Raw genomic sequence first — 16,241 nt, forward strand, 5'->3', positions numbered from 1 at the left:
CAGATTTACTGCTGGAAGAAAGAGGATGAAAAATGAATAAATCATTACAAGATATTGATTTTCAAGAAACTCATGAATGGATTGAGTCACTTGAAGCTGTCATCGAAACTGAAGGTGTGGAACGCGCACATTTTCTATTGCAAGAGCTGATTGCTACCGCCCGTCAAAATGGTGCGAATTTGCCGTACTCCGCGAATACCGCCTACATTAATACGATTCCCCCGCATAAAGAAAGCTATACCCCCGGCAAGCCCGCGATTGAAGCGCGTTTGCGCTCCTACATTCGCTGGAATGCGGCGGCAATGGTAGTACGCGCCAACCGCGAAAGCCCGGAATTGGGCGGGCATATTGCCACTTTCGCTTCTGCTGCCACCTTGTATGACGTGGGCATGAACCACTTCTGGCACGCACCTTCCCCGCAACACGGCGGCGACTTGCTGTATATCCAAGGTCACGCCGCACCGGGGATGTATGCACGTTCCTTCCTCGAAGGCCGTTTTACCGAAACCGATCTTGATGGTTTCCGTCAGGAAGTCGATGGTGGCGGTTTGTCATCGTATCCGCACCCGTGGTTGATGCCAGATTATTGGCAGTTCCCGACCGTTTCAATGGGTTTGGGGCCGATCAAGTCGATCTACCAAGCACGTTTCATGAAATACCTGCAAGACCGCAAGTTGGCAGAAACCGCTAACCGTAAAGTCTGGGCATTCGTCGGTGACGGTGAAACTGACGAACCGGAAACCCTCGGCGCAATTTCCTTGGGTGGACGCGAAAAACTCGATAACCTCGTGTGGGTCGTGAACTGCAACCTGCAACGTCTCGACGGCCCGGTACGCGGCAACGGTAAAATCGTGCAGGAACTCGAAGCGGTATTCCGTGGCGCAGGCTGGAACGTGATCAAAGTGCTGTGGGGTTCGTATTGGGATCCACTCCTCGCCAAAGATAAAGACGGCATCCTCAAAGATCGCATGATGGAGGCGGTCGATGGCGAATACCAGAATTACAAATCCAAAGACGGCAAATACGTGCGCGAAAACTTCTTTGGCAAATACCCTGAGCTGAAAGAAATGGTCGCGAAAATGAGCGACGCGGACATCTGGCGTTTAAACCGTGGCGGTCACGATCCGCACAAAGTTTATGCGGCTTACCATGCAGCCGTGAATCACACCGGACAACCGACCGTTATCCTTGCGCACACCGTGAAAGGTTACGGCATGGGTTCGGCGGGCGAAGGCCAGAACCGTACCCACTCACAGAAAAAGCTGAGTGGCGACGAAATGATTGCCTACAAAAACCGCTTCAATATCCCGTTGAGCGATGCGGATGCGGCAGAAGCCAAATATTACCGCCCCGACCCGAACGGCGAAGAAATGCAGTACATGCTGGAACGCCGCAAAGCCTTGGGTGGTTTTCTGCCACAACGCCAAACCCACGCGACTCCGCTGAAAGTACCGGATATTTCGATTTTCCAACCGCTGCTGGAAAGCACGGGCGACCGCGAAATGTCTACCACGATGGTGTTTGTGCGTTTGCTGACCTTGTTGGCGCGTGACAAAAACATGGGTAAAAACGTCGTGCCGATTGTGCCGGACGAGGCGCGTACTTTCGGGATGGAAGGCATGTTCCGCCAGATGGGGATTTACTCCTCGGTTGGGCAATTGTACGAGCCACAGGATAAAGATCAGGTCATGTTCTACAAAGAGGACAAGACTGGGCAGATTCTGGAAGAAGGCATTAATGAAGCGGGCGCGTTTTCGTCATGGATTGCAGCAGCTACGGCGTACAGCACCCACGGCGTAAACATGGTGCCGTTCTACATTTACTACTCGATGTTTGGTTTCCAACGCATTGGTGATTTGGCGTGGGCAGCGGGTGATTCGCGTGCGCGTGGCTTCCTGATTGGTGGCACTGCCGGTAGAACCACACTGGCGGGTGAAGGTTTGCAACATCAGGATGGGCATGGGCTGATTCAGGCGGGTTTGATTCCGAACTGCTTGTCTTACGATCCAACCTTCTCCTACGAACTTGCGGTTATTATCCAGAACGGCCTGAAACGCATGTATCAGGATCAGGAAGATGTGTACTACTACATCACTGCGATGAACGAAAACTACACGCATCCTGCCATGCCAGCCGGTGTCGAAGACGGCATCGTGAAAGGCATGTACTTGTTCAGTGGCGGCGGCAAAAAGCGCAAAAAAGTGCAACTGATGGGGTCAGGCACGATCTTGCGCGAAGTGATCGCCGCAGCAGAAATGCTCGACAAGGAATGGGGCGTGGATGCGAATGTGTGGAGTGTGACCAGTTTCAACGAACTGGCGCGGGAAGCGCGTGATTGTGACCGCTGGAATATGTTGCACCCACTGGATGACGCGAAAGTACCGTATGTCACCCAAGCCTTGAAAGGGCAACGTGGCCCCGCGATTGCTGCCACCGACTACATCCGCCAATACCCTGACCAGATTCGTGCATGGCTGCCAATGCCGTTCACCGTGTTGGGGACAGACGGTTTTGGGCGTAGCGATACCCGTGCGCAATTGCGTAAACATTTCGAGGTGAACCGTCATTACATCGTGATTGCTGCACTGAAAGCGTTGGTGGATGAAAAATCCCTGCCAGCCGCTGATTTGGTGAAAGCGATGGAAAAATACGGCATTAACCCTGAAAAACCTAACCCACGTCTGGCATAAGGAGCGCGATCATGGCAATCCAAGAAGTTTTAGTGCCAGACATTGGCAGCTTTAAAGATGTTGAAATCATTGAAGTATTGGTGAGCGTTGGCGACACCATCGCGGTTGAAGACTCGTTGATCACGATTGAATCCGACAAATCGTCGATGGAAATTCCATCGCCGGTCGCGGGCGTCATTAAAGAGCTGAAGGTGAAGGTGGGGGATCGGATTTCGGAAGGGAGTTTGGTGGTGATGATGGAGGTGGTAGAGGCAGCCGCTGGCGCGGCTGTTGCTTCGCAAGCCCCCCCATCCCAGCCTTCCCCCGCAAGGGGGGAAGGGGCGAAGACAGCCTCCGAACCTGCTAAACCTGCACCTGTCCCAGCCGTCTTGTCCCCTTCACCCCTTGCGGGGGAAGGGTTAGGGAAGGGGGCTTCTTCCTCTTCAAAACTCGACTTCAGCAAAGCCTACGCCACCCCCTCAGTGCGCAAGTTTGCCCGCGAACTCGGCGCAGACTTGAACAAGGTCACAGGCTCAGGCCGCAAAGGGCGCATTACCCAAGATGACGTAAAAGCGTACATCAAAGACGTGATGAGCATGGGCGGTGTACCGGGCAGAAGTGCGGCGACTGGCAATACGCTGGGTGTAGCACCCATGCCGGACATTGATTTCAGCCAATGGGGTGCAATCGAAACCGTGCCGTTGTCGCGCATCAATAAGCTGACGGGCGAATTCTTGCACCGCAACTGGGTACACATTCCGCACGTCACGCAGTTTGACCAAGCGGACATCACCGATCTGGAAACTTTCCGCAAGCAGTTGAATGAGGAAAATGCTAAGTCGGGGATGAAAATTACCCCGCTGGTGTTCATTATGAAAGCGGTGGTGGCGGGTTTGAAGGCTTACCCACGCTTCAATTCCTCGTTGGATGCGAAGGGCGAAAACTTGATCCGCAAAAGCTATTACAACGTCGGGGTGGCGGTGGATACGCCGGATGGACTGGTTGTGCCGGTGTTCCGTGATGTGGACAAAAAGTCGATTATGCAATTGTCCGAAGAGCTGAAAGAAATGTCGGCGAAGGCGCGTGACAAGAAGCTGAAACCGGCGGATATGCAGGGCGGTTGCTTTTCGATTTCCAGCCTTGGCGGGATTGGGGGCACGAAATTTACCCCGATTGTGAATGCGCCGGAAGTGGCGATTTTGGGGGTTTCCAAGTCCGACATTCAGCCTGTGTGGAACGGTAAGGAATTCGTGCCGCGCTTGATGTTGCCGCTGTCGCTGTCGTATGACCATCGCGTGATTGATGGCGCGGATGGCGCACGTTTCACCACTTACCTCGCCAAAATGCTGGGTGATATTCGGAGGTTGCTGGTATGAGCAAGATTATCGAAGTCAAAGTCCCTGACATTGGCAGCTTCAAAGACGTTGAAATCATTGAAGTGTTGGTCGATGCCGGTTTCCAGATTGACGTGGAAGATTCGCTGATTACGATTGAGTCTGATAAGTCGTCGATGGAAATTCCTAGCCCGCTGGCTGGCACGATTAAGCAGATGCTGGTGAAGGTGGGGGATCGGGTGTCGGAAGGGTCGGCGTTGCTGATGTTGGAGGTGGCGGAAGCGGAAGAATCCCCCCATCCCAGCCTTCCCCCGCAGGGGGGAAGGAGCAAGAGGCACTCCGTCCAATTCTTCTGTCTTGTCCCCTTCACCCCTTGCGGGGGAAGGGTTAGGGATGGGGGGAACAGGCGGAACGCCTGATCTTGAAACCGAACTCGTCGTTCTAGGCTCTGGTCCCGGCGGGTACACCGCTGCGTTCCGCGCCGCTGACCTTGGCAAAAAAGTGGTGCTGATCGAACGTTACCCCAACATTGGCGGCGTATGCCTCAACGTCGGTTGCATCCCCTCGAAAGCGTTATTGCACACGGCAGAAGTGATCAACGAGGCGAAAGAGTTTGCCAAGCATGGCGTGAAGTTTGGAGAACCGGACATCGACCTTGATGCCGTGCGAGCGCATAAAAGCGATGTGGTCGGCAAGTTGACGACGGGTCTGAAAGGGCTGGCGAAACAGCGCAAAGTGCAAATCGTCCACGGCTACGGGCGTTTCACCTCGGCGCATACCATCGAAGTGGAAGCGGCGGATGGCAGCAAGCAGACGGTGAAGTTTGCGAATTGCATCATTGCCGCCGGTTCGCGGGTGACGAAATTGCCGTTTATTCCGTGGGACGATCCACGGGTGATGGATTCGACCGATGCGCTGGAATTGCCGGAAATCCCTAAGCGGATGCTGGTGGTGGGTGGTGGGATTATCGGGTTGGAAATGGCGACCGTTTACCATGCGCTCGGTGCAAAAATTACCGTGGTGGAACTCTCACCCGGTCTGATGCCCGGTGCGGATCGTGACATTGTGAAGCCCTTGCACAATCAGATTAAGGGGATGTACGAGGCCATCTACCTGAATACCAAAGTCACCGCGATTACGCCGACGGCAGAGGGTTTGGTGTGTGCGTTTGAGGGCAAAGGTGCGCCTGCGACGGATACATTTGACCGGGTGTTGGTGGCAATTGGGCGTTCGCCGAATGGTGGACTGATTGACGCGGGTAAGGCGGGGGTGTTTGCGGATACACGCGGCTTTATTCCGGTGGATAATCAGATGCGTACCAATGTGCCGCACATTTTTGCGATTGGCGACATTGTGGGACAGCCGATGCTGGCGCACAAAGCCACGCACGAGGGCAAAGTCGCGGCGGAGGTGATTGCGGGGCATAAAGCCTATTTTGATGCGAAAGCGATTCCGTCGGTTGCTTACACTAACCCGGAAGTGGCGTGGATGGGCAAGACCGAAGAGCAGTGCCAAGCGGAAGGGATTGCGTATGAAAAAGGCGCGTTCCCTTGGGCAGCGAGTGGGCGGGCGTTGGCGATGGATGCCAGCAACGGGATTACCAAGGTGCTGTTTGATAAGGCAACGGGGCAACTGATTGGTGCGGGCATTGCGGGCAAGAATGCCGGTGAGCTGATTGCCGAGGCGGTGCTGGCGTTGGAAATGGGGGCGGATGCGCATGACATTGGCTTGACTATCCACCCGCATCCGACGCTTTCCGAGACGCTGAATTTTGCTTCGGAAGTGGCAGAGGGGACTTGCACGGATATTTACGCGCCGAAGAAGTAACCCCCCATCCCCAGCCCTTACCCCCGCAAGGGGGGAAGGGAGTAAGAGAGAGAGATTTTGAGTTTGACTCCTCACGTAAGTGAGAAACCGGTTGGCGGCTCGCTTGAACAACGAGCCGCTTTTTTTTGCGGTTATTTTTGTGCGCTGACACCCATCAGGTGTTCGACTTTTTGCACGTTTTTGAAGCCTGCTGCTTTGAGGCGGTGGATAACGCCATCGACAAAGCTGCTGCCTTTTTTGACGACGTGCGGATTGCCGGTGTAGTGAAAGAGTCGTCCGTCGCGGCGTAGCACTCGGAAGATTTCGCGGTAGAATTCTTCGCTGTATAGCTCTCCAGCGAGGGAAAAACGCGGGGGGTCGTGAATGACCGCATCAAAGGAAGCCGCAGGCAGGGTGCTTATTAGCTCGTAGCTGCTGCCTTGGTGTTGCACGATTCCCGTTTGCTTCAAGTCGTTTGACCAAGGGTTTAGCGCACGTAACCCCATGACTTCTGGGCTTAGTTCGATGCTGAGTACTTCGCTTGCGCCTAGGCGGTGGGCAGCGATGGCGGCGTAGCCTAAGCCGCTACAGCAATCCAGCACTTTGTCACCCTTGCGCACGGCTTGTTGAGCCATCTCGGAAGCACTGGTAAAGGGGTCGGTTCCCTTGGAAATGTGCATTTTGACACCGCTAATTTCTAGCAGCGGTGCGCCAGCGGTGGGAACGAGCTTGTAGTAGCCTGTGCTACGGTCTTCCAAGGGAGTCATTGCGCCATCGCGACAGAGGTAGATCCGTTGGGTCTTTTTGATGATGCTTTTGAGGGTGTCGATGGAGAGTTGATTGTCTGCGTCGAGCACTAGACTTTGATCATTTAGGGCAAAATCTTGTTCGGAAAGATTCAGGTCGGTGGAAAGCCGGACGAGGGGAAGCCCTGCGGCGATGGCATCCAACGCTTGTTTGGCGTTGTCTGTGTGGAGGTAGTAGTTGGGCATAAATCGTTAGTGATATTCCCAAGGATTGAATAGCTCTGCGGTGCTTTGTTCCATGTCTGAGGTGTTTCTTGTGGCTACAGTACAATTGTAAGTTAATCCTGAAACAGCTATAAGCCCATCTAGGGTTGGCATTGTTTTTCCAGCTAGTTCCGCTAAACCTTGAATAGAACCCCAGTTAGTCACAACTTTTAAGTCAATGGGGATAATTCGATTTTCAAAGCGTTTTTTTAGGTCTTCTTCAACCCATATCTTTAATTTCTGCTTTCTATTTTGATCGGGATCTTTTTGAATGCCTTTGTGTATTTCACCAAACGTTAATATGCTCAAAAATAAATTAGCTTCATCTTGAGCTTGCAACCATGAAATAACATTTTTATTTGGTTCTCTTTTTATGACCTCAGAGATAACACAGGTATCTAGTAGGTATTTCATAGTTCAATATCTCTTGGCATATCTTTATTTCTTGAGAAATCAAGCCCACTTTCTGCCAGAGGCGAGTTTCTGAAGAATGATACCAAATCATCTTTTGGCTTAATAAATTTTATATAATCTTCAAATGAAATGATAACGACAGCATTGCTCCCATGTTTAGTGACAAACTGAGGTTTGTGGTGTATTGCACTATCGACTAATTGGCTGAATTTGCTTTTTGCATCTTGGAGTTGCCATATGTTCTGTTCCATAGCTTCAATCTCAAATTAAACTGGACAGACTAGACGGTATTTTCTTTTCTGGATTTTGTCAAGTGAGTGAGGAATCTATGTGCAGAACGTCAATATGACGGGCGCGGCGGGGAGTAAACTGGACGGAATCGCGGGCTGTCACCGCGTCCGTCGTCGATATTATTGTTAGACTTTTTTATTATTCTTTATCTGAACTATCTATCTTGCTCAACTTTTCTAATGAGATTAAGGATAAATCTAACGCATCTACTTCGGCAGTTTTTGCAAGTTCTTTTCTATATGACTCCATAGAATGAGGCTCCACTTTTTTAATAAAGAAGGGAAACCACATATATGGCAACCATCTATCATTTAATTTGTATTTGTCTGTTTTTCCATTTGTATTGAATGAATATGGGTGATCAGTGTATCCCATTTTCTTAAGTGGAACGAAAGGAACCATATCCCCAAGACGCCTTATCTGTATAGCTGGAGGATAAGGCGATGAAATGTAGGAAGAAATATCAGAATATCTTGGAGAGCCATAAATGTATGTGGAAACTTTACATTGATCAGAAGATAGCTCATTTATTGTAGTTCTTAATAACTTCTCAGAAATGGCTGCGACCGCACCACCTAGTGAATGCCCGCATAAGAAAATATGCTCAATATCAGATAGTCCTTTTTTAGTCATTTCATTTTTTATTAAAAGACTGATTCTGTACGATTCTTCTGTAAAACCGCAATGAAACTCTCCATAAGCGGTAGGTGTCAAGCTACTTGTCACTTCTGATTAAAAATCAGGCTGTCTTTTTCATCTGTATCTCATCGTTTGCCTGCCCCTGCGAGGGGTTGAGCCAAACTTCATTGTCATGTGACCAATCGCGGGTATCGCCACTCCAGCGTTCCGGTTTGTTAGCCTTGGCTTGTGCATAAACGGCGGTGCGTTGCTGTAGCAGCACGATGTCTTCACCGGTATGGCGTTGCATGGGCGTGACGTATTGCAAGGCACTGTGGCGATGTTCATGGTTGTACCATTGCACAAAACCGTGCACCCATTGCCGCAAAGTGTCAATGTCAGCAAATGGCTTAGCGGGATAATCAGGTCGATATTTGAAGGTTTTAAATAAAGCTTCCGAATAGGGGTTGTCATTACTAACCGACGGGCGGCTAAAGGATGGTGCAACCCCCAGCTTTTGCAAGGTTGCCAGCATCACCGCGCCTTTCATGGGTGAACCGTTGTCAGAATGCAAGGTGACTTGATCTTCTTGTACCTGCTCGGCGAGGCAGGCTTTACGCACCAAGGTGGCGGCATGGTCAGCCGATTCGGTTTCATGCACTTCCCAACCAACAATCTTGCGGCTGTACACGTCCATGATCAGGTACAGGTAGTAAAACACCCCACGCAGCGCACTGGCGCAATAAGTGATGTCCCAACTCCATACTTGGTTGGCAGCGGTGGCACAAAAGCCTTCAGGTTTGGCAGGACGGGCAACCGGTGCTGCGGTGCGTCCCCGATGGTGCATCAGGTCGGCTTCACGCAGGATGCGGTAAATGGTCGATTCAGAAGCGATGTATTCGCCACGGTCAGCCAAGGCAGGGACGATTTGTTTGGGCGAAAGGCTGCTAAAGGCTTCGCTGTTGGCAATGTCCCGCACCTGTTGGCGGTCTGCCTCACTGAGCTTGTTAGCCGGTAGGTGGGTACGCACTGTCCGCCGGTCTACCAGACTGGCATCGGCTTTATTCCAGCGTTGTAAGGTACGCTTGCTTAAGCCAAGGATTTCAGTGGCTTTATGTCGCCGCGCTCCGGCTTCCACGGCTTCAGCGAGAAGTTGAAGTGCCATCTGGCGGTCAGCAGGGGAGATTAACATTCCCCGCTGTCCCCCCAGATGGCACGGGACTTTTTTGAGAGCACCAACAGGGCAGCAGTTTCAGCCAAGGCAGCGTTCTTTCGGGTCAATTCGGCTTCCAGTTGCTGGATGCGGCTACGGTCTTCTTTACTTTGTTGCAACCGTTGTTTGTCGAGCTGTTCCTGCTGCTGGTAGCCACTCAGGGCGGCGGCTTCCCATGCTTTGATTTGTTCGGGGTAAAGCCCTTTTTTACGGCAATATTCCCCCAATTCAGCGATGTTCAGACTGCGGGTTTCAAACACGATGGCGAGCTTGTCAGCGGCTGCCCAATGGTCGGAATGCTTGGCAGTAGCGGGGACGGCTTGACCACTGGCTTGGGTTTGTTTGCGCCAGTTGTACAACGTCGCGCTGGGAATACCCGTTTCGCTGCTCAGTGTGGCTACCGATACAGGGTTGGGCGGCATCAGGCGTTTGATGATCGCGGCTTTACTGTCTGCTGTGTAATGTTTCATGTCCTTGTCCTTTAGGTCGCCCTTCTCATTCTAAATGAGATGAAAAGAGGGCGCGACAAGTAGGCTGACACATAGGGTAAGTCTCTACTGACAAAGAAACATCATGACCTAAAAACCATAAATAATCAATTTTTTTTGAAAAAGTCAATTTCTTTAAATTTGATTGAAAATTTATTCTCCAGTCAAATAAAAATCTAGTTCCTCTAAATGTTATAAACAAAAATCTATTGATCTTGACCCCAATTACAAGAATATTAACATCAACAATTAAAAATAAAATCTGAATATCTAGCGACCTCATATATTCTTGGATATTTGTATCAATACCTTTTGTGAATATTCGAGAATATTCTGTTGATGGAACTCTCTTTGCTTTTCTTCTCTTAAGGAAAGAAAAGCTAAACAAACTACCTCTTTTTTGATTATCTAACTCAAAATCGGGGATTTGATAATATGCTAACTCGGCAAATAATGCACAAATATAACGAATTGTAGGCGTATCATATTGTTTGCTATCCCATTCTTTTTTGTATTTTTTAAGAAGTTGATGTATTTCATCAAAGGCATATTGATAAGTCATAGTGTGATTGCTTTATGTAAGTCTAACGTCCAGCATGACGGGCGCGGCGGGGAGTAATCAAATCAGAGTCGCGGGCTGTCACCGCGTCCGTCGTCGAATAACTTGTTGGCGTATTATCAGCGGATAAATAGTTGCGATTTAATAACTATTTTTCGACTTATGTGTAAAACTATGGGTTAGGAAGGGTTTCTTCTAAATATAGGGAAAACCGAAAACTCATTTGGGACGGATATAACTATAAAGCTAGAATCCTCCAAAATCACCTCCTCCAAAATCACCGCCATCATTATCACCATTATCGTCATCGTCATTCGATGGATTCCTAAATGGCGGTCTTTTGACTGATTTTTTAGGTGACGGAGGTGGTGGAGGTGGTGGAGGTGATGAAGAATTATTTTTTTCCAGCCATGTTCTATAGGCTACAAATGCTACGAACATTGAAATAGGATCCATAGCTACGCTCCTTATTAAAAGTCAAAATCATCGTCATCGTCATCTCTATCTGATGGAATACCATTTCTCCAGCCTTCATGCATACGATATTCGTGATGGCAAGTTTGACATATATCACCACTACCTATGAACTCTAGACAATAGCAGCCACTTACCCAACAATTACCGTTTAAAGCCAGCTTGGGAATGTTTTCATTTAGGGGATCTTGATAATTACACATAGAATAACTCCAGAAAAGTTCACATACTGTCATAGCAATCAATTAAATCATCTCCATTATAATTCGCGCAATCTAAGCTACTTAAAAGTGCGGTAGAAAATTGCTCATTGCTAGACTTGCTTTTTTAAATCATATATGGAAATTTTTTTCAAATACCATTCGAACCAATTCACCAAGAAACAGGAAGTTGAAATAGATATAAGGAGAAATAAGCTGTGCTGCGATATCTTCATATTTCCATAAGTTATTTACTCTATGGCAGAAAGTTAAGAATGAGACATCGCTCCGCCAACGTCTGAATTGACGGGCGCGGCGGTGAGTAGGCTGGGCGAAGTCTCGGGCTGTCACCGCGTCCGTCGTCGAATAACTTGTTGGCTCATTAATTAATGGGAATAAACTCTGGTGTAATTTGGATATTTTAATCGGAATCAGGTTGCATAATCGGGAAAAATATTCCATTTTTATCCATTCCCAAGGGATGAGCGACACGCTGCCGCCATTCGATACTATCAAGCTCTGGTAATATCGGTAATTCTAATGCCTGTACAAAGTGTTCATGAGCCTGATGGACAAAAAGTTCTTCAATATAGGCAGATTGGGAGCTTTGAAAAAATGGTAACAATATTTCTGGTACTTCAAGCAGTGTGATTTGAGTTTTACCAGCTTGATCTATTCGACCAATTACCTTAAAGTGAGTATTTGGTTTCCAGATACACAAACCCCATTTAGAATGAGAGAGAGCTTTATCAATATAATGAGCATTAGTTGAAATAATATAAAAGCGTTGATTTCCAAGTAAACCACCTAACTTGTACGTTGCATCACAAAATGTAGGTTCTCGCAAGAATATACCAGATTGATATTTTGTAGAAATTATAGTATCGAGAGTAGTATCCCTGAAAAATACTTGAGGTTGTCCATACTCGTGTACTAGAGTTTTATGCAATATGTTTTTATCCATTTGATTTCTCATATTTCTTTTGGTAGGACTCCAGAAGATCAACTCTATTTAAATTTAAAAATGATTTTTCAATGAAGTCATCTGGATATAAATAAGATTCAGTCACTACATTATACATAACATCAAGAATTATATTGTCAATATTAGATTCATTGTCAGCCATTAGTGCATAAATATTTTTTGTTAAGTAAAAGTCATTACTAGATATGCCTGCTATGGAGCAAGCATCAATCCAATTTCTTTGTGCTGCATGAATATACCAAACCCAGAATTGAATTTTTTTATCTTCGGAAATTGAAGAATAACCCCCATCACTTATTATGCTGTTTAAATTTGATAATAAAACCATAAATATTCCTTTATAAAGTATCTAAATAGAAACTATCGTTAATATTTTTTATGACTTTAACTTCAATGGGAGGAATTATAACAACTTCTTTATTCATTGGATTTGCTCCTATTTTTGAAGCAAGCTCGGTATTTAATGTCATTTCTGATATGTCTTTGGCAGAGTGTGTTGCATTAATTATAAAAGTTCGCGATAATCCATTCTGGTAATCTGGACTAGGAGCATCAGCGGCTGATAAAAAAGCTCTTTCTGTGACTACATTGCCTGTTTTATATTTGTTATCTATGAGCGTGGTTATATCGTCAGTTAAGTTTTCGAGATGTCTATAATACTTATTTGGGCTATCAGGTAGTTTATCCAAAGCTGCCACTAATTTATTATATATATTTTCTCCTGCTTGATTGTTCAATTTTCCAGTCGTTCTTAACTCTTGATTCATTTTTTCATAAAAAAGATTTGTAGTATATGCAAAAACATAGTGTGCATCTTCTTTTGTAATTCCACGCTGGTTATTGTTTACAGCTTTGTCAAGGTAGGAATTGTAATCAATCCCATTAGTATTTTTCAATGAATCATACATTTTTTCAACTTCTTGTGTTGTTTTTCCCATATATGTGGCGACATCATTGACTAAATCCAACGGAACACCTTGATGATTAAATTTCGTATTCTGTATATGTTCTTTTTTATAAACAGAAGCCGCATCATCAAGATGGGAAACAGTTTTAGCAGCTTTGTTTGCTACACTTAGTTTATCCATTCCCTTTGAGCCTAAGAATATTCCCGCAACCTCCGCTGTACCTCGCCCAACAGCCTCCCCATATCGCCCAGCATTCCAATCTTCTTTAATAGGGTCAGCTACTGCCTGCCAAAGTACTTTAGGATTTTCTATCACTCCTTGTAATACTTTTCCTCCTTACTCCAACCGTTCGACCCCACGTTGTCGATTGGGCATCCATTCAGGGCGTTCAATTTTATGTCCAGTTGTAGTACTAATTATCTTATCTGCCAAATCAAGTTTTCCACCTTCAACAATGTCAATATAGGTGGCGGCAGAATTTTTACCCAACGTGTAAAGTCCTGATGCTGTTTCGCCGATGACCTCACCGACTCCTTTCACAAAACCTACACCTTGAGTAGCCACTTCACGAATAGCCTTCGTATGTTGCTCGGCAACTTTGGCGAAGTTCTGCTTCAATGTTGCGGGAGGTGTAAAACTTATGTTATCGAATTTGGCGGCTAAAGAAGAGCTACCCTTTGAAGAGGTCCTGAACTGCGTGGCTTGATGGCTAACACTATTAGTATTCCGAGATTGGCTGCTAACTGTATTCATTGTCATCATCCTTGACTACCTAAACCCTTTGAAGTCTTCAAATGTAGTCAATTAATTCTAACAACTATGCTCATCAACCGATAAAATAGTTATTTTTACTGATAATTGGTAGATTGAAAAGCCAACGTCTCGTGTGACGGGCGCGGCGGGGAGTAAGTTGGGTAAAATCGCGGGCTGTCACCGCGTCCGTCGTCGACACACTCGTTAGCAATCTTATTCCCATTCAATTATAGAGTTTTTCATGCTGTATTTTTCTGTATATAGGCTTATTGGTAAATTTTTTATTTCAAACTGCCAAAGTGCCTTATTTATTTTTTTAAATCCATTCTCGATATTTGGATAATTATTATATTTCACTTCGTTGTAAAATGGTTGAAATTTATTAATTAAAGCAGCTTCAATTTCATTTGTGATGTGAATCCCGGAAATAGCTTCGTCGTCAGAGTTTATTTTAAAAGTCATAATAGTTATTTCATGAGGAGTTCCTATATTATTATTGTTAACAGGTTCTTCAAGCGTAATAACCCTAGTCAATTTTCTATGGTGTGCCAACCTTTTTGTGATGTTTTGCTTTGTCGTTTGTCCAATATAATGCAATTTATGTATTAGATATGGTGTAATATTCCCAGATATTTTGTAGTGAAGAGGTGAGTTGTAATGTAGATAAATGAAAACATTTGCGCTAATCCACATGGGTGGTTTATTTCTTAGGTGAATTTGTATCGCTTCTATTTTGTTAAAAAAATCATTGCTTGCATCTTTCTTTTCTTTTTTGCTATAAAATTTTGACTCAACGTTTAAAACGTCCCATTCTTCAACAGGTATGTTAAAAAAGCAGTCGATTGGTATATTTTTGCCATCTGTTATTTGACAGATAAATCTACCACGCGCTAGTTCTTTGATATTTACATTATCGAAATATATAGCTGGTCGTTGAGTTATCGCATAAATAGTACAATCAGCAACTAAATTTTCTACTACTTCCTGTCCTAATAGCATTTCCAAGTCGTAAGCAGTTGCGATGGGATATTCTAAAGATGCAGTTAAATTTACTTGTGATGGTTTGCTCATATAATGATGAATTTATCGTATAATGGATTAATTATATTTTGTTTTAAAACACTAACTTTGGTGATTCACTATGACCTGCTAACGTCAAATCTGACGGGCGCGGCGGGGAGTAATTAAATCAGAGTCGCGGGCTGTCACCGCGTCCGTCGTCGAGAATCTCGTTATGCCTTATTCCTTACTTTCCAATATTCTGCTTCTAACCAACTACAAAAGGACTCAACTTCCGTTATAGCTGTAGCAACTTTTTCTTTTGTAATTGCAACGGATGGCTTAAACCAGTGTAAAGCTACCGCATCAGCTTTGTCAGTTAACAATTCAGTTAATAATTGAATCTCATCTTCTTGTGCGAAAAATGGATGAGGATATTGATCCAAATTATTTTTTGAATAAGGAATATTCAATAAGCTGATTATTTTGGGGTGTTGAACATTATTCCTAGCTATTCTTATTTGTTTAATAGTATCTAAGTTTGCAGGGCATTTTGTTATATCCAAATTTAATTCTTCAATTATTTTTAAGTACCCATTAAGCCAGCCATTATTTTTGTCTAATTTAAGCTTTTGATTATGTTGCTTTTTTAAACGATCAACCCATTCTTCTAAAAAAAGCTGTAATGAAGATGAAAGCATGGACAGTGCTGTATGTCCAACGGTATCAAAGCCTATTTTAGCTTCACTCCATTCTTGCCAAAACGGTGGTTCTGGGTTTTCACTATATATGGGAATGTAAGGTTCTTCTTCATCTTCAATAGCTGATATGATTTTACAAAATGGAGCTGAAGCATTTTCGTAGAAATACCAAATGAATTTAGTTCGGCTCTTGAGGAAATATTCTATGTCCATTTATTTCTCTTAATATATTTTATTTAACTATTACAGGCATGATAACCATAGGTTGCGGAGCATTGGGGGTTATTTCTTTACGTTCTTCAGTGACCAATGATTGAGTGTCTGACGTAACATCATACAGTCGTATTTTTGCCGTGATACCTGTCATATCACCAGTGACACGGTATTTTTTCGAGGGTTGAAGGTTGGGTTTAATATAGGTAGTCGCAGTGCCACGATCTCCTATAATAATTAGACCAAGCTCGTGAACACCCGGCGATACTTTGAATGAAGTCACGCCCCCCGGAGTTCTTATGCCATCAATCTCTTGAACTCTTGCGTGTGCATCACCACCTAAAAAACCAATTAAGCCAGCAAAGCTACCTTCTACAATAGCTGCATCTTTTCCTATGTAGTCTTTGTGGGATGGAGTGCTAGAACATCCAGTAAGTGCTGCAACAAATAAGATAGTTACTATAAATTTCATTGGATAAATCCTTCATAAAAGTAGGTTGGTTTCTTTGTTCTGTGCTGTATCAGGTTTTACTGCTGTTACATTTATCTGCATAACGTCCGAATTGACGGGCGCGGCGGGGAGTAAGCCGTTAAAAATCGCGGGCT

General features: G+C 45.6%; 18 protein-coding genes. 4 read left to right on the forward strand and 14 right to left on the reverse strand.

Going from position 1 to position 16,241, the window contains the following annotated elements; genetic code table 11:
- Positions 1 to 32 precede the first annotated feature (32 nt).
- Genes aceE through lpdA form a run of 4 tightly spaced genes read left to right on the forward strand, consistent with a single transcriptional unit; the run spans position 33 to position 5,830 of the window.
- Positions 33 to 2,690 (forward strand): pyruvate dehydrogenase (acetyl-transferring), homodimeric type, encoded by a 2,658-nt coding sequence (gene aceE, locus HMY34_RS17330; RefSeq protein ID WP_202716682.1) that lies wholly within the window; start codon positions 33 to 35, stop codon positions 2,688 to 2,690.
- An 11-nt stretch (positions 2,691 to 2,701) separates the two neighbouring features.
- Positions 2,702 to 4,045: a dihydrolipoyllysine-residue acetyltransferase gene (gene aceF / locus HMY34_RS17335; RefSeq protein WP_202716683.1), complete on the forward strand. Its 1,344-nt coding sequence runs from the start codon at positions 2,702 to 2,704 to the stop codon at positions 4,043 to 4,045.
- Entirely contained in the window at positions 4,042 to 4,422 is a 381-nt protein-coding gene (locus tag HMY34_RS17340) for a biotin/lipoyl-containing protein (protein ID WP_202716684.1), read from the forward strand. The genes aceF and HMY34_RS17340 overlap by 4 nt, the downstream gene beginning before the upstream one ends.
- A complete protein-coding gene (gene lpdA, locus HMY34_RS17345; RefSeq protein WP_202716685.1) occupies positions 4,397 to 5,830 on the forward strand; it encodes a dihydrolipoyl dehydrogenase in 1,434 nt (477 codons plus the stop codon). The genes HMY34_RS17340 and lpdA overlap by 26 nt, the downstream gene beginning before the upstream one ends.
- Positions 5,831 to 5,961: 131 nt before the next feature.
- Here lpdA and HMY34_RS17350 read toward each other — a convergent pair whose 3' ends face one another.
- The 14 genes from HMY34_RS17350 to HMY34_RS17415 all read right to left on the reverse strand — a co-directional run bounded on the left by HMY34_RS17350 (position 5,962) and on the right by HMY34_RS17415 (position 16,107).
- Positions 5,962 to 6,801 (reverse strand): class I SAM-dependent methyltransferase, encoded by an 840-nt coding sequence (locus tag HMY34_RS17350; protein WP_202716686.1) that lies wholly within the window; start codon positions 6,799 to 6,801, stop codon positions 5,962 to 5,964.
- Between the two features lie 6 nt (positions 6,802 to 6,807).
- Positions 6,808 to 7,233: a type II toxin-antitoxin system VapC family toxin gene (locus HMY34_RS17355; protein WP_202716687.1), complete on the reverse strand. Its 426-nt coding sequence runs from the start codon at positions 7,231 to 7,233 to the stop codon at positions 6,808 to 6,810.
- Positions 7,230 to 7,484, reverse strand: a complete 255-nt coding sequence (locus HMY34_RS17360; protein ID WP_202716688.1) for a type II toxin-antitoxin system Phd/YefM family antitoxin — start codon at positions 7,482 to 7,484, stop codon at positions 7,230 to 7,232. Before HMY34_RS17360 ends, HMY34_RS17355 begins: the two co-directional genes overlap by 4 nt.
- 178 nt (positions 7,485 to 7,662) lie before the next feature.
- Positions 7,663 to 8,238, reverse strand: coding sequence for a lipase family protein (locus tag HMY34_RS17365; RefSeq protein ID WP_202716689.1), 576 nt, complete (start codon positions 8,236 to 8,238; stop codon positions 7,663 to 7,665).
- A gap of 25 nt (positions 8,239 to 8,263) precedes the next feature.
- Positions 8,264 to 9,825, reverse strand: a protein-coding gene (locus HMY34_RS17370) for an IS3 family transposase (RefSeq protein WP_202716690.1) whose coding sequence is annotated in 2 segments (ribosomal slippage) — positions 8,264 to 9,372 and positions 9,372 to 9,825 — 1,563 coding nt in all. Because the reading frame shifts where the segments join, the coding sequence is not laid out codon by codon here.
- A 25-nt stretch (positions 9,826 to 9,850) separates the two neighbouring features.
- Positions 9,851 to 10,405 carry a hypothetical protein gene (locus tag HMY34_RS17375; protein WP_202716691.1) on the reverse strand — a complete coding sequence of 185 codons (555 nt, stop codon included), beginning with the start codon at positions 10,403 to 10,405 and terminating at the stop codon, positions 9,851 to 9,853.
- Positions 10,406 to 10,648: 243 nt separating this feature from the next.
- The gene (locus HMY34_RS17380) at positions 10,649 to 10,858 is read right to left on the reverse strand and encodes a hypothetical protein (protein WP_202716692.1); all 210 of its coding nucleotides are present in this window, start codon (positions 10,856 to 10,858) and stop codon (positions 10,649 to 10,651) included.
- 639 nt (positions 10,859 to 11,497) lie between these two features.
- The gene (locus HMY34_RS17385; RefSeq protein ID WP_202716693.1) at positions 11,498 to 12,040 is read right to left on the reverse strand and encodes a hypothetical protein; all 543 of its coding nucleotides are present in this window, start codon (positions 12,038 to 12,040) and stop codon (positions 11,498 to 11,500) included.
- Positions 12,033 to 12,389 carry a hypothetical protein gene (locus HMY34_RS17390; protein WP_202716694.1) on the reverse strand — a complete coding sequence of 119 codons (357 nt, stop codon included), beginning with the start codon at positions 12,387 to 12,389 and terminating at the stop codon, positions 12,033 to 12,035. Before HMY34_RS17390 ends, HMY34_RS17385 begins: the two co-directional genes overlap by 8 nt.
- A gap of 10 nt (positions 12,390 to 12,399) precedes the next feature.
- The gene (locus HMY34_RS17395) at positions 12,400 to 13,284 is read right to left on the reverse strand and encodes a hypothetical protein (protein WP_202716695.1); all 885 of its coding nucleotides are present in this window, start codon (positions 13,282 to 13,284) and stop codon (positions 12,400 to 12,402) included.
- 21 nt (positions 13,285 to 13,305) lie between these two features.
- Positions 13,306 to 13,722, reverse strand: coding sequence for a hypothetical protein (locus HMY34_RS17400; RefSeq protein ID WP_202716696.1), 417 nt, complete (start codon positions 13,720 to 13,722; stop codon positions 13,306 to 13,308).
- A 213-nt stretch (positions 13,723 to 13,935) separates the two neighbouring features.
- On the reverse strand, positions 13,936 to 14,793 hold the full coding sequence (locus HMY34_RS17405; protein WP_202716697.1) for a hypothetical protein: 858 nt from the start codon (positions 14,791 to 14,793) through the stop codon (positions 13,936 to 13,938).
- A gap of 161 nt (positions 14,794 to 14,954) precedes the next feature.
- On the reverse strand, positions 14,955 to 15,635 hold the full coding sequence (locus HMY34_RS17410; protein WP_202716698.1) for a hypothetical protein: 681 nt from the start codon (positions 15,633 to 15,635) through the stop codon (positions 14,955 to 14,957).
- A gap of 19 nt (positions 15,636 to 15,654) precedes the next feature.
- Positions 15,655 to 16,107, reverse strand: coding sequence for a hypothetical protein (locus HMY34_RS17415; RefSeq protein WP_202716699.1), 453 nt, complete (start codon positions 16,105 to 16,107; stop codon positions 15,655 to 15,657).
- Between the last annotated feature and the right edge of the window lie 134 nt (positions 16,108 to 16,241).

This window comes from Thiothrix subterranea (assembly GCF_016772315.1).
In the GTDB taxonomy this organism is placed as follows: Bacteria; Pseudomonadota; Gammaproteobacteria; order Thiotrichales; family Thiotrichaceae; genus Thiothrix; species Thiothrix subterranea.